Source organism: Mesorhizobium sp. WSM4833, from assembly GCF_055811095.1.
In genome coordinates, this window is record NZ_JBVVQG010000006.1 from 280,253 (window position 1) to 296,855 (window position 16,603).

A 16,603-nucleotide genomic window follows, 5' to 3' on the forward strand; every position below is an offset into this window, starting at 1 on the left:
CGGAGTGGGGTTTCTCGCTTTGGGAGCTTCATCGCAGGCCGGTCGAACGGAGCATTTGATGAGCGAGTTGCCTTTTGCCGCCACCACCCCGGTCAGCGTTGCCCGCGTCGGGCTGAAGGCGCGCGACGCGGAAAGCCTTGCCGCATATTATCGCAGCATCGTCGGTCTGCAGGAACTGAGCCGCGCCGATGGGGCGATCACGCTGGGCGCCGCCAACCGTCCGTTGCTGGTCATCGAGGCCGATCCTTCGGCCAAGCCGGATGATCCTCGCAGCGCAGGCCTGTTCCATACTGCCTTCCTGCTGCCCAGCCGTGCCGATCTCGGCCGCTGGATCAACCACGCCATATCAAACAAGATCGCCATCGAGGGCGCTTCCGACCATCTGGTCAGCGAAGCACTGTACCTGACCGATCCCGAAGGCAACGGCATCGAGATCTATGCCGACCGCCGTCCGCAGGACTGGAAGTGGAATGGCGACAAGGTGGCGATGGCGACCGAGCGGATGAACATTCCGTCCGTCGTTGCCGAAGTGCCTGCGGGTGACGCCGGCTGGCAGGGCGCGCCGGAAAACAGCGTCGTCGGCCATGTCCACCTTCGCGTCGGCAGGCCGGAAGACGCCGAAGCCTGGTGGAACCAGGAATTCGGCTTCGACACGGTGGCCAAATATGGCGGCCAGGCGGTGTTCCTGTCGTCAGGCGGCTATCACCACCACATCGGCGCCAACGCCTGGCAGAGTTCGGGCGCCGGCCGCCGCGATCCCAGCCGGTCGGGTCTGGCCTGGGTCGAGATGCGTTCGGACAATGTGACCAGCCCGGTGACCCGCGAAGATCCATGGGGCACGGTGATCAGGACTGTGCCTGGCAAGGCTTGATTTGAGGGCTGCGCCAAGCTGGAGCACCCCTCAACCGTCGCGGCGTTGCGCGCCGATCCACCTTCTCCCACAGGGGAGAAGGTGAAGCCTGCCGCTCGCGGCCAGCGACGGTATAGCGCTTTGCCTCAGGCTTTGCCAAACACCCGCTTGAAGATCGTGTCGACATGCTTGGTGTGATAGCCCAGGTCGAATTTCTCGCGGATTTCGGCCTCGGGCAGGGCAGCGGTCACTTCCTTGTCGGCCAGTAATTCTTCAAGAAAATCAGCGCCTTGCTCCCACACCCTCATGGCGTTGCGCTGGACCAGACGGTAGGAGTCTTCGCGAGACAACCCAGCCTGCGTCAGCGCCAGCATGACACGCTGCGAATGCACGAGGCCGCGGAACTTGTTCATGTTCTTCAGCATGTTGTCGGGATAGACGAGCAGCTTGTCGATGACGCCGGTCAGCCGTGACAGTGCGAAATCGAGCGTCACGGTGGCGTCAGGGCCGATCATGCGCTCGACCGAGGAGTGGGAAATGTCGCGCTCATGCCAGAGCGCCACATTCTCCATCGCCGGCATCGCCATGGAGCGAACCATGCGGGCAAGGCCGGTGAGGTTTTCGGTCAGCACCGGGTTGCGCTTGTGCGGCATGGCCGAGGAGCCCTTTTGGCCCGGCGAAAAATACTCTTCCGCTTCGAGCACTTCGGTGCGCTGCAAATGCCTTATCTCGATCGACAGCCGCTCGACCGACGAGGCGATGACGCCGAGCGTGGCAAAGAACATCGCGTGGCGGTCGCGCGGGATCACCTGCGTCGACACCGGCTCGGGCTTCAGGCCGAGCTTCGCCGCCACATGTTCCTCGACATAGGGGTCGATGTTGGCGAAGGTGCCGACCGCCCCGGAGATCGCACAGGTGGCGATATCCTCTCGCGCGTGCACCAACCGCTCGCGGCAGCGCGAGAACTCGGCATAGGCCTGCGCCAGCTTGACGCCGAAGGTCGTCGGCTCGGCATGGATGCCGTGGCTGCGGCCAATGGTGACGGTGTTCTTGTGCTCGAAGGCGCGGCGCTTGAGCGCTGCAAGCAGACCGTCGATGTCGGCGAGCAGGATGTCGCTGGCGCGGGTCAGCTGTACGGCGAAGCAGGTGTCGAGAACGTCCGATGAGGTCATGCCCTGGTGGATGAAGCGAGCGTCCGGCCCGACGAATTCGGCAAGATGGGTCAGGAAGGCGATGACGTCATGCTTGGTGACTCGTTCGATCTCGTCGATCGCCTCGACGTCGAATTTTGCGGCACTGCCCTTTTCCCAGATGGTTTTTGCCGCTTCCCTGGGGATGACGCCGAGTTCGGCCAGCGCATCGCAGGCATAGGCTTCGATCTCGAACCAGATGCGGAACCGGGTTTCTGGCGACCAGATGGCGACCATTTCCGGCCGGGAATAGCGAGGGATCATCGGTCAGTCCTGACATATCGAGAAGTTTGCCCGCGTCCTAACAGAGGCGAGCAAAATGCTCAACGCCGCTGGCGCGCAAACCAGACGCCCGCGGCAAACAGAGCGATGAAACCAACTGGAAAATAGAGCCGGATGCCCAGCACCACGAATTGATAGAGCGCAATCAACGTCGTGAAGACGAACTGGAGGACCCAGGTGCGGGTGAAAGCAGGCGCATGCCACTCGGCGTAGTAGGAGCGGTACTGCAGGGCAAACAGCCCGCCGGTCAGGCCGATCGTCGCCGCTGCTAGGCACACGAAGGCGGCGGCGAAAGCGACTTCCCAGCGTCTTCCCTGCGAGACCAGCCGCGCCGCAAACAGGCCGATGGGGAAGGCCAGCGCAGCTCCCGCCGCAAACAGCATGGTGACAATGCGGATTTTCGCCGGCGTCTCCCAGTCGCCCAAAAACAAGGTGAGGAGCGCGCTGGCGCCCATTGTCACAGCCCACAACAAGGCGCCGATAAGCGCTGTGCGCGGCGTCGGTATCGCGCGGCGAAGGCGGTTCAGCGCACGATCGCGCGCGGCGGGTTGAGCAGGGGGTGTCACAGGCGGCCGGTCACCGCGATCCAGCGAAAGTCCGGGCCTTCAAAGCCGTATTGGCGCACCGCGATCAGCACGGCATAGGCGCTGAGGCTGTCCATGGAAAAGGTCTGCACGGCGCCGATGCGATAGCCGTTCGGGCAACCCCGGCTTTTCGGTATCGCCTTGTCCTCGTGCAGCAGCTTGGTCGTGCCGCCATCCTGCGCCTCGATGCGCAGCAGCCGGAAGCCGTTGATTTCGCCCTGGCTCTCGCAGCCATCGGCGTTGTTCATGCCGAACTCGTCGAGCCGGAACTCGAGCGGTGGGTCGACCGGAGTGAAGATCGGGCGCGGATTGACCGCCATCCGGTGCGGATCCGCCGAAAGCTCGGTCACCGGGTTGAAACCTGCGGTGATGCCCCGGTTGGCGTCCAACTCGGCCTGGCTGACAATGGCTTCGCCTTTTTGCCGGGCCTGAAGGCGCACCGCATCCAGTTTGGCATTCTCGTCCTCAAGCCGGACCCGGATCGGCGTGCCCTTCAGAAAGCTGTCGGTGCTGGTGTCGATGTAGTAGCGGTTGGCATAGGGAAAGCCCGATCCATCCTGCACGCCATATTCCTCGAAAGCGAAGACGCTGCCGTCCTTGGTGAAGCCGAGGATCTCAAGTTCAGCGACATCGCCGGCATGAGCCGCGATCGAGGTCGCAAGCTGTGCAAGCAGGCCAACGGCAAACAGAAAGAGCATTCGCATCGGTCTTCACCCCCGTGATCGTTTCAATCCCCTAGCACGACGGAATCAAAACGTCGTGCGGTGCGAAAGCCGATGCATCCAATCGGCCCGTCATTTGTTATTGTCGGCAGTCCCAATGGAGAACCACCATGACCGACACCAGCAAAATTCGTGAGCATATGGAAGTCGTCGGCGCCGATGGCGTGCATGTCGGTACTGTCGACAAGGTCGATGGCCAGCGCATCAAGCTGACCAAGGCCGATAGCGGCGAGGGCGCCCACAAGGGCCATCACCACTACATTCCCCTGAGCCTGATTGCCGAAGTCGACGGCAAGAAGGTCTGGCTGTCGGCGAATTCTGATGTCGCGGTGACGTTCGAGGAAGAAAAGTCCGATCCGGTCTGATTGATCGCTTCACTTCATGCGTGACGACCAGACCGGAAACAGATCGTTTTCGGCAGGCGTCGCGGCATAGACGCCTCGGCTGATGGCGCGCGCCATGGTGGCGCCGGCGGCGGCGTAGAGATCGATTGCTGCATCGGCGGAGAGTTCGATACCGCTCGTGCCGGTCGCCAGCGCGAACACAAGGTCGCCATCGGCCGGCGTGTGCGTCGGCCAGATGGCGCGCACGAATCCATCATGCGCCGACATCGCCAGGCGCTTGGCGGCAGCCTTTGTGAGCACTGCATCGGTGGCAATGACGGCGATGGTGGTGTTGCCGCCGGTCTCCGTCTGCCGGCCAAAATGTTTGTCGCGGTACTTCAAAAGAATCCGTTTCGCCTCGTCAGGCATCGGCGAGGGATAGCCAAGCCCACCGAATTCGTCGCCGATTTCGAACGGTGCCGCCCAGAAATGGCGGGTTCGGCCTGTGGTCACCGAACCGGTCGGATTGACGGCGGCCAGCGCGCCGATGGTGACGCCATTGTCGAGCAGCGTCGAGGCGGAGCCGAGGCCTCCTTTCAGCCCCGAAGTGAGCGCGCCGGTGCCGGCGCCGATAGTGCCGAGTTGGAAATCGGCGGTGGCGGTTTGCGCGGCTTCATAGCCAAGCTCGCGGTAGGGCGGATAACGGCCCCAATCCTTGTCGCCGCCATTGCGCAGGTCGAACAGGATCGCCGACGGCACGATCGGAACGCGAAAACCGCCGACCTCGAGGCCGATGCCGCGTTCACGCAACGCCGCCTGCACGCCGGAAGCTGCGTCGAGGCCGAAAGCCGAGCCGCCCGAAAGCACCACAGCGTGCACCACATCGACGGAATTGTGCGGTTCGAGCAGGTCGGTCTCGCGGGTGCCCGGCGCACCGCCCAGGATCTGAACGCCGGCCACTGTGGACGCATCGCAAAGCACGGTCGTTACCCCGGATTTCAGCCTGGCGTCGGACGCATTGCCGACGCGCAGGCCGGCAACGTCGGTGATCAGGTTGCGTGGGCCGGTGCGAAACATCAGTTGCTTTCCAAGGGCGCAAAGCGCGTGCCATCGAAGCGGAAGACGCGGTAGGGGCTCCGGCTGAGATCGCCTTTCGCATCAAACCGGATCGGCCCGATCGCCGTGGTGAAATCCTGTCCGGTCAGAGCTTCGGTCAGTGGTTTGCCCGAGCTTTCGGACAAGCCCGACGCTGCCTTGGCGATTTCGACCGCCGCAAAGGCCGGCAGCGTATAGCCGTCGGGCACGAGCTTCTGCGCGGCAAAGGCCGCCAGCACTTTTGGATCGGCGACATCGGCCCATTCCGGCGGTGCGATCATCAGTGTGCCCAAGGAATAGGGCACGTCGCCGGGCGGCGTGCGCAGATTCTCGCCGCCGGCAAAGACGATGCCCGCCTGAAGCTGTGCGGCATCGCGGCCCATGATGGCGATGTCGTCGCCATCGGCGCCGGCAAAGACATGCGTCGCGCCGGCCTTCTTCAGCCGACCGATCATGCCGATCTGATTGTCGAGCTGGGGCCGGAACGTGTCGACGAACACAGGTTTCAGCGCTGCCTGTTCGGCCGCTGCCCGCAACGTCTCGGCGATTTCACGGCCGTAGATGGTGCCGTCGTCGATAATGGCGAACAATTCGTTTTGCCACAGGCGGGTGAGGGCTGACGCGACCGCATTGCGCTCATCGTCGCCGCGTGGTCCGAGGCGATAGACCGGCCAGCCGGTCTTGGCGCGGCGGTCGGTCAGGCTTTCGGTTCGCACGCCAATGGTGATGACCGGAATGTTGGCGTCCTTCAGGATCGGTATCGCCGCCTCGATCGCCTCGGTGCAGAGAAAGCCGACCACGATATTGACCTTGACGGCTGCGAATTCCCTGGCCGCGGCAGCGCCGCCATCGGCGGTGCAGGCGTCATCCACGGTCTTGAGTTCGATGCCGTCCGCTTCGGCGGCCATACCGGTACCGGCCTCGATCTGCTTGCCGAGAATGGCCGATGGTCCCGACAGGGGCGCCGAGACGCCGACCAGCAGCGTCCGGGCATCCGCACCACTGGCCAGGAACAGCCAGAACAGCGCCGCTATTGTTCTTGTCCTGGGTCGCATTCGAGCGATGGGATCCTCCGGGCCGGTCCTATGCTCCCGGCACTGTTGCCGCCAAGACCTAAAGGCTGCCCGGCCTTGGTGCAACACGCGAATTTCGGGATATGGCTCAGGCACTTCGCTTGTGGCGGGCTATGTCTGGCCATATATGTCGATAGGATCCTGACAATGGAAAAAATACGGTGCTGAAGAAGAACGACATTGGGCCGCAGGCCTATCGCGACGCGATGAGCCACTTTGCCGGCCACGTCCATGTGGTCACCACCGACGGGCCGGCCGGCAAGCGCGGCGCGACGGTGATCGCGGCCTGCTCGGTTTCGGACACCCCGCCGACCATTCTGGTCTGTCTCAATCGCGAAAATCCCAAGAACGAACCGTTCGTGAAAAACGGCAGGTTTGCCTTGAACACCCTGGCTTCCCACCAGGAGCCGCTGTCAGTCGGCTTTTCCGGAATCACCGGCTTGCCGGTCGAGGAGCGCTTCGCGCTCGGCGAATGGGACGTGATCTCCACCGGCGCGCCCACGCTGAAGGGTGCGCTCGCCGTGTTCGACTGCGAATTGATCGATACCAAGGACCTGGCCACCCATCGTGTGCTTTTTGGCAAGGTGACAGGCCTGCGGATGGGCGATAATTTGCGGCCGCTGATCTATCACGCCCGCGGCTACCACGTACTGGAAAGCGGAGCGGCGGCGTTCACGGAGAAAGAATGACCGAGCTGAAACCGCGCGCCGCGCCACGGACGATCGACGAGACGCTCGATCTCCTGACCGGTGCGGACTATGTGGCGGACCGGTCGCTGGCGACCGTACTGTTCCTGTCGTTGCGTATGAAGCGGCCGCTTTTCCTTGAGGGCGAGGCCGGCGTCGGCAAGACCGAGATCGCCAAGGTGTTGGCACAGGCGCTCGGCCGCCGGCTGATCCGCCTGCAATGCTATGAAGGCCTTGACGTCTCGTCCGCCGTCTACGAGTGGAACTACGCCGCGCAGATGATCGAGATCCGCATGGAGGAGGCGGCCGGCAAGGTCAAGCGCTCCGCCATGGAGCGCAACGTCTTCTCCGAAAAATACCTGATCCGCCGCCCGGTGCTCGATGCGCTGACCGGCAAGGCGGGGGCTGCCCCGGTTTTCCTGATCGATGAGCTCGACCGCACCGACGAGGCGTTCGAGGCCTTCCTGCTCGAAATCCTGTCCGACTTCCAGGTGACGGTGCCCGAGCTCGGCACCATCAAGGCGGAAGAGCCGCCGATCGTCATCATCACCACCAACCGCACCCGTGAGATCCACGACGCGCTGAAGCGGCGCTGCCTCTATCACTGGGTCGACTATCCCAATGCCGAGCGCGAGTTGGAGATCGTGCGCCGCAAGGTGCCGCAGGCCAACCAGCGCCTTTCGGCCGAAGTTGTCTCCTTCATCCAGAAGCTGCGCCAGATCGAGCTGTTCAAGGTGCCGGGTGTCGCCGAAACCATCGACTGGGCCGGCGCGCTGACCGAGCTCGACAAGGTGGCGCTCGATCCGGAAACCGTCTCCGATACGATCGGTGTGCTGTTGAAATACCAGGACGACATTGCCCGCATCGAGCAGGGCGAAGGCCGGCGCATCCTCAACGAGGTGAAGGCCGAGCTTTCGGCGGCGGAGTAGGCGATGCCGCGCCCCGAGCCAAAAGAGGCCATGCCGCACGGGCGGATCGCCGACAACATCGTCTATTTTGCCCGCACCTTGCGCAAGGCTGGCATGCGGGTGGGGCCGGCCTCGGTCAAGGACGCCATCGAGGCGGTGCTCGCCGCGGGCATCGGTTCGCGCGACGATTTCTACTGGACGCTGCACGCCGTGCTGGTGTCGCGGCATGAGGATCACGCCATTTTCGACGAGGCCTTCCGGCTGTTCTGGAAGTCGCGCGAACTGATCGAAAAGATGCTGGCGATGTTTTCGCCGGTGGCGCCCGACACCAGGGAAAAGCAGAAGCCACGAGCCGCTGAAAACCGGGTCAGCCAGGCGATGTTCGAGGGACACCAGAAGAACCAGCCGCCACAGGAAATTCCCGAGATCGAGGTCGACGCCCGCTTCACCTTTTCCGGCAACGAGGTGCTGCGGGCCAAGGATTTTGCCCAGATGAACGCCGCCGAGATGGCCGACGCCAAGAAGGCGATCGCGCAGTTGCGGTTGCCTTTCGACATGGTGCGGACGCGGCGCTTCAAGGCCGATGCGCACGGCCGCCGCATCGATCCGCGCGCCATGATGCGTTCGGCCGCGCGCACCGGCGGCGAACTGATCCTGCCGAAATTCCGCTCAGCCCGCGAGGTTCATCCGCCACTGGTGGTGTTGGCCGACATTTCCGGCTCGATGAGCCAGTACACGCGGATTTTCCTGCATTTCCTGCATGCGCTGACGGAAAAAAGGCGTCGCGTGCACACCTTCGTCTTCGGTACCCGGCTGACCAATCTGACGCGGCAGATGCGCCATCGCGACCCGGATGCAGCCCTTGCCGACTGTTCGGCGGCGGTCATGGACTGGTCGGGTGGCACCCGCATCGGCGACACGCTGGCCGAGTTCAACCTGATATGGTCGCGTCGCGTGCTGGGGCAGGGGGCGGTCGTGCTTCTGATCACAGATGGGCTGGAGCGCGACGATGTCGCCGGCCTGTCGGAGGAGATGGAGCGCCTGCACAAATCCTGCCGGCGGCTGATCTGGCTGAACCCGTTGCTGCGCTTCGACGGCTTCCAGGCGCGCGCCCGTGGCGTCAAGGCGATGCTGCCGCATGTCGACGAGTTCCGCTCGGTGCACAATCTCGATGCGCTCGCCGATCTCTGCGCGTCATTGGACAAGAAGTCGGCACAATCCGTCGATCCGCGCCGATGGCTGGAAGCTGGCGCGAGGCGCGCCGCATAACCATATCCTTCCCATCCGGAAAACAGATCCCGAGAAAAACAGACTTCTGGAGAAACGGTCATGGAAAACAGCATTTATCTGGATGAGGCCCGCGACCCGCTGATCATTGCGGAGGGCTGGATGAAGGACGGCAAGGACGTGGCCATCGCGACAGTGGTCGAGACCTGGGGTTCGGCGCCCCGACCTGTAGGCAGCCATCTGGTCATCGACGCAGACGGCAATTTCCATGGCTCCGTCTCGGGCGGCTGCGTCGAAGGCGCTGTGGTCAGCGAGGCCATCGACGTCATCGACAGCGGCAAGGCCAGGATGCTGGAGTTCGGTGTTGCCGACGAAACCGCATGGCAAGTGGGCTTGTCCTGTGGCGGCCGCATCAAGGTGTACGTGGAAAGACTGGGCTAGAGCATGATCCCAAAAAGTGGGACCCGGTTTTTGGACAAGATGATGCTCGGACAAGAGATTTCCTGATGGATCCCTACGCCTTAAAAACTTTGAACGCCGAACGACGCGCCCGCCGTGCGGCGATCCTTGTCACCGATCTCGGTGACGGCCGCGACCGGATCGTGCGCGAGGGCTATCACGTCGCCGGCGATCTCGGAACCGCGATCGCCAGGGCGTTTCGCACCGGTAATTCCGGTTCGGTCGAAGCCGAGGGGCGGACTTTCTTTCTCAACGCGCATCTGCCGCAGCCGCGTCTGGTCGTGATTGGCGCTGTCCATATCAGCCAGGCGCTGGCGCCGATGGCGAAGATCGCCGGCTATCCCGTGGAGATCATCGACCCCCGCACCGCTTTCGCCACGCCGGACCGCTTTCCCGATGTGGCGCTTCATGCCGAATGGCCGGAGGATGTGCTGAAGCGTCAGCCGCTCGACAGCTACACCGCACTTGCCGCCGTCACCCATGATCCGAAGGTCGATGATTTCGCCCTGAAGGCAGCACTAGACGCCAACTGCTTCTATGTCGGCGCGCTCGGCAGCAGGAAGACGCATGCCAAGCGTGTCGAACGTTTGCTGGCGCTGGGCGCGAGCGCCGACCAGATCGCCCGTATCCATGCGCCGATCGGGCTCGATATTGGTGCTGCCAGCCCGGGAGAGATTGCTGTTGCGGTGTTGGCCCAGGCGATCCATGCCTTCCGCTCGCGCGGGCTGGACGCAAAAGGTGCGGCGGCGTGAAATTCGGACCGATCCCGATCGAGACGGCGGAAGGCGCGGTGCTGGCACACTCCACCACCGCTGGTGAACGCCGCTTCCGCAAGGCGCATAGGCTGAGCGCCGAAGATGTGGCGCTGCTACGGACTGCCGGTGTTTCCGAGGTCGTTGCGGCTGTTCTGGCTGAGGACGACCTCGGCGAGGATGCGGCCGCGCAAACGATTGCCGGGAGCATGGCCTTTCGCGGCATCGAAGCCAAGCCTGCCGCGACCGGGCGGGTCAACCTCCACGCCAAGGCGCCGGGCATCTTCACCGTCGATGCCGCTGCCATCGACGCCATCAATGCCATCGATCCCGCCATCACCATCGCCACGCTGGCGCAGCATGCGCCGGTCGAAAAAGGCCAGATGGTCGCGACGGTGAAGATCATTCCCTTCGCGGTCGGTTCAGCGCTGGTCGACGCTGCGACAGAAATCTGCGCCGCAGGCGAGATATTTGCCGTCAATGCCTACCGGCCCGTGCGTGTCGGCGTCATCCAGACGGTTCTGCCGGGCATCAAGCCTTCCGTGCTCGACAAGACGCTGCGCGTCACCGAAGCACGGCTGGCGCGTACCGGCGGCAGGCTGACGGCCGAGCGCCGCACGGCGCATGAGATCGCGCCGGTGGCGGAGGCCACGGCTTCCCTGGTGCGCGACAATGACATGGTGGTGATCTTCGGCGCCTCGGCGATGAGCGATTTCGCCGATGTCATTCCCGCGGCGATCGAGAAAGCGGGCGGTACCGTCGTCCGCGCGGGTATGCCGGTCGATCCCGGCAATCTGCTGGTGCTCGGTGCACTCGGAGGCAAGCACATCATCGGCGCGCCCGGCTGCGCCCGCAGCCCCAAGGAGAACGGGTTCGATTGGGTGCTGGACCGATTGATCGCCGGTCTCGACGTGACCGCCAGGGATATTGCCGGCATGGGGGTCGGCGGACTGTTGATGGAAATCCCCACACGGCCGCAGCCGCGCGAACCGCTGCCGGCCAAATCTCAACTGAAGATCGGCATCGTGCTGCTGGCGGCCGGCCGGTCGAGCCGCATGGGCGGGCCGAACAAGCTGTTGGCGCTGTTCGACGGCAAGCCGCTGGTGTACCGCACCGCCGAGCGGGCGCTTGGCTCGAAGGCGTCCAGAACTGTCGTTGTCACCGGCCACCAGCGCGAGCGGGTGCGCGCTGCGCTGGCGGGCCTCGACGTGACCTTCGCGCACAATCCTGATTTTACCGACGGCTTGTCCACGTCGCTGAAGGCCGGCATTGCCTATCTGCCGGAGGACTCCGCCGGTGTGATGATCGTGCTCGGCGACATGCCCGATATCACGTCCCACGATCTCGACAGATTGATCGATGCGTTCCGCAAGGGCGGCGGCAATGCGGTGGTCCGCGCTTCGCATGACGGCAAGCGCGGCAATCCGGTGCTGTTGCCGCGTTCGCTGTTTCCGGCGATCGCCCATCTGGAGGGCGACACCGGTGCACGCCATCTGGTCGAGACCGAAGGGCTCGATGTCATCGATGTCGAGATCGGCGCGGCGGCGTCTGTCGATGTCGACACGCGCGAGGCGCTGGAAGGCGCCGGCGGCGTGCTGCAGGATTGACAAACCCAAGCCGAATTACGCATGCCTTGGGTATGTCTTTTCGCCGCCAAATTTTCTGTGCCTTTGCAGTCACGACCGCGTTGCTGTCTTCGGCCGCGCAAAGTCAGACGCTGTCCCTAAAACCCTTCAAGGACGATCTCTTCGCCTATCCGCCCACGCTGTCGTCCGACAGCAACGGCGCCTACACGGTCATCGACTACCGCGAGATGCGCGACATCAACCAGCGTGACCAGGTGCCCGAGCGGCGGGTGAACGCCCAATATACCGACGCCAGCGTGCGCAAGGTGCAGCAGGATCTGTTGCTGAAAACCGACGCCGGCGATATCAGGCATGTCGCCGTCGGCAAGACCGAGGGCGCCGGCATCATCGTGCTTTACCTGCACGGGCAGGGCGGCAGCCGCAAGCAAGGTGTCGACGACTTCACCTTCGGCGGCAATTTCAACCGGCTCAAGAACCTGATGGCCGGCAATGGCGGCCTCTATCTCAGTCCGGATTTTACCGATTTCGGCGACAAGGGAGCGGCGCAGGTGGCGGCGCTGATCGGTCATTATGCCGAACGGTCGCCAGGCGCGAAGATCTTCGTCGCCTGCGGCTCGATGGGCGGCGCGCTGTGCTGGAAGCTTGCCGCGCGCAAGGACATGGGCGGCCGCATCGACGGCCTGCTGCTGCTCGGCTCGCTGTGGGATGAGAGCTTTTTCACCAGCCCAGCATTCAAGCGCCGTGTGCCGGTCTTTTTCGGCCAGGGCAGTCACGACGTGGTCTTCCCAGTGGCAAATCAGGAGGCATTCTTTCGCTCGATCCTGGCCAAATCGAAGACTTACCCGACCCGTTTCGTTCGTTTCGAGACCGGCACCCATGGCACCCCGATCCGCATGACCGACTGGCGCGGCACGCTCAACTGGATGCTGTCGAAGTCGCCCTGATCGACACAGCCTGCAAGCCCGTGTGACGCTCAAGGCGCAGTGTTGTAGTCGACGACAGTCTCGGGATTTTGCTCGCCGTCATAGGATGCATCGACGTCGTACTGGACCAGCGAGAAATTGCCGTTGCGGAACAGATACGTGCCGGCGTCGGAAGCATCGCCGACCCCGCGCCACTTGTTGAACGTGGTGATCGTCTGGGTGGCCTCGTCATAGTCGGAATTGACCGCCCAGCCGGACGTCTGGAAACCGACGATGCTCATGCCCAGCAATTTGCCGTTGCTGTCATTGTTCTCGTAGCGGATGTCCATCTTGGGTTCGGCGAATTGCAATTGCTGCACGGCCGATATCTCGTCGGTCATATAATAGACCGAGCTTTCATTGTAGGCGGCGGCCGAGCAGGAAAAATGAAACAGCCGCGTCTCCTTGTCGGGGTCGCCGGGCTGCGCATCCTTGTCCTTGTATTTGATTGAAAAGACCGTCGGCTCGTCGGCCAGGAACTGTTTGTCGCACTGGCCGCCATAGGTTGCCAGAAACGCCTTCTTTGCCTGCTCCAGCGCAGTGTCCTTCTTCGGTGGCGGCGGCCCGTCGCCGCAGCTTGGCGGCAGCGCCTCCTCGAAATCGGCGGTGGAGGGTTTCAGTGCCCCCTTCTCGATGTGGATCGGATCGAAGGGTGGCTCCGCCTGGATCTGGGCATTCACCTGGCGCAGCGTGTAGCAGCCCGCAAAAACCTTTTCGCCGCCGCTCTTGTCGGTGGCGCGGATGGCGACGGGCACGTTGTAGAAAATGCTGCCGGCCGCACCTTCGTCGGAAACCGCCCCGGTCAAGACCTCGACCTTGTCGGTGCCGTCATAGCCCTTGACGAAACTGTCGAAATCCTTTGCCGGTTTTGTATCGCCGAAATACCCCCAGGCGCGAGCGAATTCGTGCCGGCTGATGGCGCTGTAGAGCGAACGCACAACAGCATCGGCGCTCGACCGGTCGTCGACATAGGGCGTTTCGCGGGCATCTTCGGCTGCCAAGGTCGTTTGACCGATCGGGGCAAGGGAGAGAAAGGCAGTCGCTGCGAAAAGGGCGCATCTCATCGGGAACCTCCGCTCGATAAGAGGATTCTACGACGGCGATTGCGGCAACGTGGTGACGCGGCGTCGGCGGCCTTGAAAAATCCTGCACGAAGGCGCTACGTCGCGTCCGCCGGCGCTGGGCCGGGCAGGAGATTTGACGTGACGATATCGATGTATGAGGCATCCGTGCCGGTGTTTTCGGCCAGGCTGAAAGCGCTTTCCAATGTTCTTGCGACCGCCGAACAGAATGCGCTGGACCGCAAGATAGACCCGCAGGTTTTTTTGACGGCGCGGCTGGCGCCGGACATGTTCGCCTTGACCAGGCAGGTGCAGATCGCCACCGATCATGCCAAGGGCGCGCCGTCACGGCTCGCCGGCCGCGAAGTGCCGAAATACGAGGACAATGAGGCGAGTTTTGCCGATGTCCAGGCTCGCATCACGAAGACGCTCGACCTTCTCGCGACATTTTCGGCTGCCGAATTCAACGGCTCCGATGACAAGATCATCGAGCTGAAGCTTGGTGGACGCGAAAGCTCGATGCCCGGCCTGCAGTATCTGCTGCATGTGGCCATGCCCAACTTCTATTTTCATCTCACCACGGCTTACGACATCCTTCGCCACAATGGCGTACCGTTGGGCAAGGCGACATTCCTGGGATCGCGCTAAGGAATTGAGTTTTTGGAGGTGTCCCGGACCGATCCGGGACATCCTGAACACCGGATGCAGCTAGCGAACGGACATTTCGCGGGCGATGCGGGGGAAGTCGGCCGGCTTGATCCCGATGTCGGCGCGGTCGGCATTGCTCATCGAATGAAGCAGCGCGAGCGCCGAGCGGTATCTCAGATGTTCCTGCGGCCGAGGCCGGGCGAACATTTCAGTGAAGAAACCCATGATTCAAGCCCCAAATTGGTCCTCCACGGCTGCCAATATAGGTGAATCGTGACAATTGTGCAGTGCAGCATTTGCATACCTGCCATGTCTTGGCGATTTTTTCGCCATTTTCCGCAACCGGGTGAAACTTTTGCTGACGCGCATCGTAGCCGAATGCTGGCTGCATGGCTGCCACGAGGCGACGGCTAAATTCATTGAGATCGGTGCCATGCATTTTTAACGAGCCGGTTCTATGCTTCGATACCCGAATGGTCGGGCGAGGGGGAGGCTGACATCGCTACTGGCGCCAAGCGGGATTTCGCTTCGTTGCTCGACGACCTCTTCATCGCCCCCGACAAGAATGGCGAGGGCGAAGCGGCCGGCGCTCGTCCATCCATCCCGTTCGACTATCTTTCGGTGGCCGATGAACTCCATTCCGGCCGCATCAAGGTTTCCGCTGCCGAATATCGCGAGGCGGGCGCGGATCTGGCGACCGAATTCGCCGCTTTGCTCGATCATGCCAAGCTGGTTCTCGCCGGCGAAGAGCCAAAGCCCGAGGAAAAACTGCCGCCGATCGATCCCGAAGCCATCGCCGTCGAACTCGGCCTCAATCAGCCCAAGCAGATCGCCGATTTCGGCCGTATGCGCCGCAGCTTTGCCTTTGCCAACCATCCCGACCGCGTCGCCCCACATTTGCGCCAGCGCGCCATGATCCGAATGCAAGTGGCCAACATGCTGATCGATGAGGCCAAGCGTCGTGCACTGGCCGGTGCTCGCCGCTAACCCGGCTGGTTCACGCAAAAGTCGGCCTGGCGAGGCTTGGAGAGCGGCTCTGCTTTGCCTATAGATGCGGCTCCTCCGCGCAGTCGCGCCAGCCTTCCTCCGGAGCCGAATTCCATGCACAAACGCCGTCTCGGTCGGACTGATCTTCTTGTTACCCAGATCTGCCTGGGCTCCATGACCTGGGGCCAGCAGAACACCGAGGCCGAAGGCCACGCCCAGATGGACCTGGCTTTCTCGCGCGGCGTCAATTTCATCGACACTGCCGAGCTCTATCCGATCCCGCCCAAGGCGGAGACGCAGGGGCGGACCGAAAATATCATCGGCAGCTGGATGAAGGCCAAGGGCAACCGCGACAAGGTGATCTTGGCCTCGAAGGTCGTCGGCCGCACGGCCAACAGCTGGTTTCGCGGCGACAGGCCGTCGCAACTGGTGCGCGCCGATATCTTTGACGCCATCGACAAGTCGCTAGCCAAGCTCGGCACCGACTACATCGACCTCTATCAGATCCACTGGCCGGAGCGGGATATCCCCTGGGGCGCCAACCCGACGCGCGTCGGCGCCGTGTCGCCACGCGCCGATTCCGTCGGCGCACCGGCCGGCGAAACGCCGATCGCCGAGACGCTTGCCGTGTTTGACGAATTGGTGAAGGCAGGAAAGATCCGGCATTTCGGCCTGTCGAACGAGAGTTCCTGGGGCGTGATGCGGTTCCTTGCCGAAGCCGACCAGGGTATCGGCCCGCGCGTCGCGTCGATCCAGAACGCCTATAATCTCGTCAACCGCACCTTCGAGGTGAATCTCGCCGAGGTCTGCGAGCGCGAGCAGGTGTCGCTGCTGCCCTATTCGCCGCTGGCGCAGGGCTATCTCACCGGCAAGTACGACCACGGCGCGCGGCCACAGGGCTCGCGCACGCAGCTGTTCAACCGCGGCCAGCGCTACGAGACGCCAGGTGCCGCCGAAGCGCAACTTGAGTACAACGAGCTGGCGCGCTCCTTTGGCCTGGAGCCGGCACTGTTTGCCAACGCCTTTGTCTCGAGCCGGCCGTTCGTAACCTCGAACATCGTCGGCGCGACGACCGTTGCGCAGCTCGATATGGCGCTGTCTTCCGTCGACGTCGTCTGGACCGACGAAATGCAGAAGGCGGTGGATGCGATCCACCAGCGGGTCGGCAATCCCTGTCCTTGAACGGGGATTGCTGGCCGAATATCCAA

At 63.2% G+C, this 16,603-nt stretch carries 20 protein-coding genes; 12 read left to right on the plus strand and 8 right to left on the minus strand.

The features are described from left to right. The first annotated feature begins 58 nt into the window (after positions 1-58). Positions 59-871, plus strand: coding sequence for a VOC family protein (locus AC0L2D_RS14405; RefSeq protein ID WP_013532122.1), 813 nt, complete (start codon positions 59-61; stop codon positions 869-871). A 125-nt stretch (positions 872-996) separates the two neighbouring features. Here the strand turns inward: AC0L2D_RS14405 and purB are convergent, their stop codons facing one another. The 3 genes from purB to AC0L2D_RS14420 form a co-directional block, all read right to left on the minus strand. Then, positions 997-2,304 (minus strand): adenylosuccinate lyase, encoded by a 1,308-nt coding sequence (gene purB, locus AC0L2D_RS14410; RefSeq protein ID WP_127367026.1) that lies wholly within the window; start codon positions 2,302-2,304, stop codon positions 997-999. A 59-nt stretch (positions 2,305-2,363) separates the two neighbouring features. Further along, positions 2,364-2,777: a hypothetical protein gene (locus tag AC0L2D_RS14415; protein WP_082826442.1), complete on the minus strand. Its 414-nt coding sequence runs from the start codon at positions 2,775-2,777 to the stop codon at positions 2,364-2,366. A 107-nt stretch (positions 2,778-2,884) separates the two neighbouring features. Continuing rightward, the gene (locus AC0L2D_RS14420) at positions 2,885-3,610 is read right to left on the minus strand and encodes a DUF2259 domain-containing protein (protein WP_473541385.1); all 726 of its coding nucleotides are present in this window, start codon (positions 3,608-3,610) and stop codon (positions 2,885-2,887) included. Between the two features lie 128 nt (positions 3,611-3,738). Between AC0L2D_RS14420 and AC0L2D_RS14425 the strand changes: the two genes are divergently transcribed. Then, positions 3,739-3,993 (plus strand): DUF2171 domain-containing protein, encoded by a 255-nt coding sequence (locus AC0L2D_RS14425; RefSeq protein ID WP_013532118.1) that lies wholly within the window; start codon positions 3,739-3,741, stop codon positions 3,991-3,993. Positions 3,994-4,002: 9 nt separating this feature from the next. Here the strand turns inward: AC0L2D_RS14425 and AC0L2D_RS14430 are convergent, their stop codons facing one another. Next, positions 4,003-5,028, minus strand: a complete 1,026-nt coding sequence (locus tag AC0L2D_RS14430; RefSeq protein WP_473541386.1) for a P1 family peptidase — start codon at positions 5,026-5,028, stop codon at positions 4,003-4,005. Further along, complete coding sequence (locus AC0L2D_RS14435; protein WP_473541387.1) at positions 5,028-6,101, minus strand: branched-chain amino acid ABC transporter substrate-binding protein; 1,074 nt, start codon at positions 6,099-6,101, stop codon at positions 5,028-5,030. The genes AC0L2D_RS14430 and AC0L2D_RS14435 overlap by 1 nt, the downstream gene beginning before the upstream one ends. A 179-nt stretch (positions 6,102-6,280) precedes the next feature. On the opposite strand from AC0L2D_RS14435, the gene AC0L2D_RS14440 reads away from it, so the two are divergent. From AC0L2D_RS14440 to AC0L2D_RS14470, 7 genes are all read left to right on the plus strand, one after another. After that, positions 6,281-6,808 carry a flavin reductase gene (locus tag AC0L2D_RS14440; RefSeq protein ID WP_013532115.1) on the plus strand — a complete coding sequence of 176 codons (528 nt, stop codon included), beginning with the start codon at positions 6,281-6,283 and terminating at the stop codon, positions 6,806-6,808. Next, positions 6,805-7,734, plus strand: coding sequence for an AAA family ATPase (locus AC0L2D_RS14445; protein ID WP_473541388.1), 930 nt, complete (start codon positions 6,805-6,807; stop codon positions 7,732-7,734). Before AC0L2D_RS14440 ends, AC0L2D_RS14445 begins: the two co-directional genes overlap by 4 nt. Before the next feature lie 3 nt (positions 7,735-7,737). Continuing rightward, entirely contained in the window at positions 7,738-8,982 is a 1,245-nt protein-coding gene (locus AC0L2D_RS14450; protein WP_024504342.1) for a vWA domain-containing protein, read from the plus strand. Positions 8,983-9,042: 60 nt separating this feature from the next. Next, the gene (locus AC0L2D_RS14455) at positions 9,043-9,381 is read left to right on the plus strand and encodes an XdhC family protein (RefSeq protein WP_013532112.1); all 339 of its coding nucleotides are present in this window, start codon (positions 9,043-9,045) and stop codon (positions 9,379-9,381) included. A gap of 65 nt (positions 9,382-9,446) precedes the next feature. After that, entirely contained in the window at positions 9,447-10,151 is a 705-nt protein-coding gene (locus tag AC0L2D_RS14460; RefSeq protein ID WP_473541389.1) for an XdhC family protein, read from the plus strand. Next, positions 10,148-11,758, plus strand: coding sequence for an NTP transferase domain-containing protein (locus AC0L2D_RS14465; RefSeq protein WP_024504343.1), 1,611 nt, complete (start codon positions 10,148-10,150; stop codon positions 11,756-11,758). Before AC0L2D_RS14460 ends, AC0L2D_RS14465 begins: the two co-directional genes overlap by 4 nt. 32 nt (positions 11,759-11,790) lie before the next feature. After that, a complete protein-coding gene (locus tag AC0L2D_RS14470; protein ID WP_473541390.1) occupies positions 11,791-12,681 on the plus strand; it encodes an alpha/beta hydrolase family protein in 891 nt (296 codons plus the stop codon). Positions 12,682-12,710: 29 nt separating this feature from the next. Here the strand turns inward: AC0L2D_RS14470 and AC0L2D_RS14475 are convergent, their stop codons facing one another. Then, positions 12,711-13,763 carry a DUF1176 domain-containing protein gene (locus AC0L2D_RS14475; protein ID WP_027162645.1) on the minus strand — a complete coding sequence of 351 codons (1,053 nt, stop codon included), beginning with the start codon at positions 13,761-13,763 and terminating at the stop codon, positions 12,711-12,713. A gap of 138 nt (positions 13,764-13,901) precedes the next feature. Here AC0L2D_RS14475 and AC0L2D_RS14480 point away from each other — a divergent pair, with 138 nt between their 5' ends. After that, positions 13,902-14,408 (plus strand): DUF1993 domain-containing protein, encoded by a 507-nt coding sequence (locus AC0L2D_RS14480; protein WP_027162644.1) that lies wholly within the window; start codon positions 13,902-13,904, stop codon positions 14,406-14,408. Positions 14,409-14,468: 60 nt separating this feature from the next. On the opposite strand, the gene AC0L2D_RS14485 is transcribed toward AC0L2D_RS14480, so the two are convergent. Both AC0L2D_RS14485 and AC0L2D_RS14490 read right to left on the minus strand, forming a co-directional pair. Further along, the gene (locus AC0L2D_RS14485) at positions 14,469-14,633 is read right to left on the minus strand and encodes a hypothetical protein (RefSeq protein WP_023706483.1); all 165 of its coding nucleotides are present in this window, start codon (positions 14,631-14,633) and stop codon (positions 14,469-14,471) included. After that, the gene (locus AC0L2D_RS14490) at positions 14,617-14,847 is read right to left on the minus strand and encodes a hypothetical protein (protein ID WP_473541391.1); all 231 of its coding nucleotides are present in this window, start codon (positions 14,845-14,847) and stop codon (positions 14,617-14,619) included. Before AC0L2D_RS14490 ends, AC0L2D_RS14485 begins: the two co-directional genes overlap by 17 nt. Positions 14,848-14,939: 92 nt before the next feature. On the opposite strand from AC0L2D_RS14490, the gene AC0L2D_RS14495 reads away from it, so the two are divergent. Then, complete coding sequence (locus AC0L2D_RS14495; protein WP_473541392.1) at positions 14,940-15,395, plus strand: hypothetical protein; 456 nt, start codon at positions 14,940-14,942, stop codon at positions 15,393-15,395. A gap of 114 nt (positions 15,396-15,509) precedes the next feature. Then, complete coding sequence (locus tag AC0L2D_RS14500; protein ID WP_473541393.1) at positions 15,510-16,577, plus strand: aldo/keto reductase; 1,068 nt, start codon at positions 15,510-15,512, stop codon at positions 16,575-16,577. The last annotated feature ends 26 nt before the right edge of the window (positions 16,578-16,603 follow it).

Bases quoted from the DNA above. Each gene is read 5' to 3' on its own strand.
- AC0L2D_RS14430 (WP_473541386.1), bottom strand. From the start codon at position 5,028: ATGTTTCGCACCGGCCCACGCAACCTGATCACCGACGTTGCCGGCCTG.
- AC0L2D_RS14500 (WP_473541393.1), top strand. From the start codon at position 15,510: ATGCACAAACGCCGTCTCGGTCGGACTGATCTTCTTGTTACCCAGATC.
- AC0L2D_RS14455 (WP_013532112.1), top strand. From the start codon at position 9,043: ATGGAAAACAGCATTTATCTGGATGAGGCCCGCGACCCGCTGATCATT.
- AC0L2D_RS14450 (WP_024504342.1), top strand. From the start codon at position 7,738: ATGCCGCGCCCCGAGCCAAAAGAGGCCATGCCGCACGGGCGGATCGCC.
- AC0L2D_RS14435 (WP_473541387.1), bottom strand. From the start codon at position 6,101: ATGCGACCCAGGACAAGAACAATAGCGGCGCTGTTCTGGCTGTTCCTG.
- AC0L2D_RS14470 (WP_473541390.1), top strand. From the start codon at position 11,791: ATGTCTTTTCGCCGCCAAATTTTCTGTGCCTTTGCAGTCACGACCGCG.
- AC0L2D_RS14405 (WP_013532122.1), top strand. From the start codon at position 59: ATGAGCGAGTTGCCTTTTGCCGCCACCACCCCGGTCAGCGTTGCCCGC.
- AC0L2D_RS14490 (WP_473541391.1), bottom strand. From the start codon at position 14,847: ATGCATGGCACCGATCTCAATGAATTTAGCCGTCGCCTCGTGGCAGCC.
- purB (WP_127367026.1), bottom strand. From the start codon at position 2,304: ATGATCCCTCGCTATTCCCGGCCGGAAATGGTCGCCATCTGGTCGCCA.
- AC0L2D_RS14420 (WP_473541385.1), bottom strand. From the start codon at position 3,610: ATGCGAATGCTCTTTCTGTTTGCCGTTGGCCTGCTTGCACAGCTTGCG.
- AC0L2D_RS14445 (WP_473541388.1), top strand. From the start codon at position 6,805: ATGACCGAGCTGAAACCGCGCGCCGCGCCACGGACGATCGACGAGACG.
- AC0L2D_RS14475 (WP_027162645.1), bottom strand. From the start codon at position 13,763: ATGAGATGCGCCCTTTTCGCAGCGACTGCCTTTCTCTCCCTTGCCCCG.
- AC0L2D_RS14485 (WP_023706483.1), bottom strand. From the start codon at position 14,633: ATGGGTTTCTTCACTGAAATGTTCGCCCGGCCTCGGCCGCAGGAACAT.
- AC0L2D_RS14425 (WP_013532118.1), top strand. From the start codon at position 3,739: ATGACCGACACCAGCAAAATTCGTGAGCATATGGAAGTCGTCGGCGCC.
- AC0L2D_RS14415 (WP_082826442.1), bottom strand. From the start codon at position 2,777: ATGGGCGCCAGCGCGCTCCTCACCTTGTTTTTGGGCGACTGGGAGACG.
- AC0L2D_RS14460 (WP_473541389.1), top strand. From the start codon at position 9,447: ATGGATCCCTACGCCTTAAAAACTTTGAACGCCGAACGACGCGCCCGC.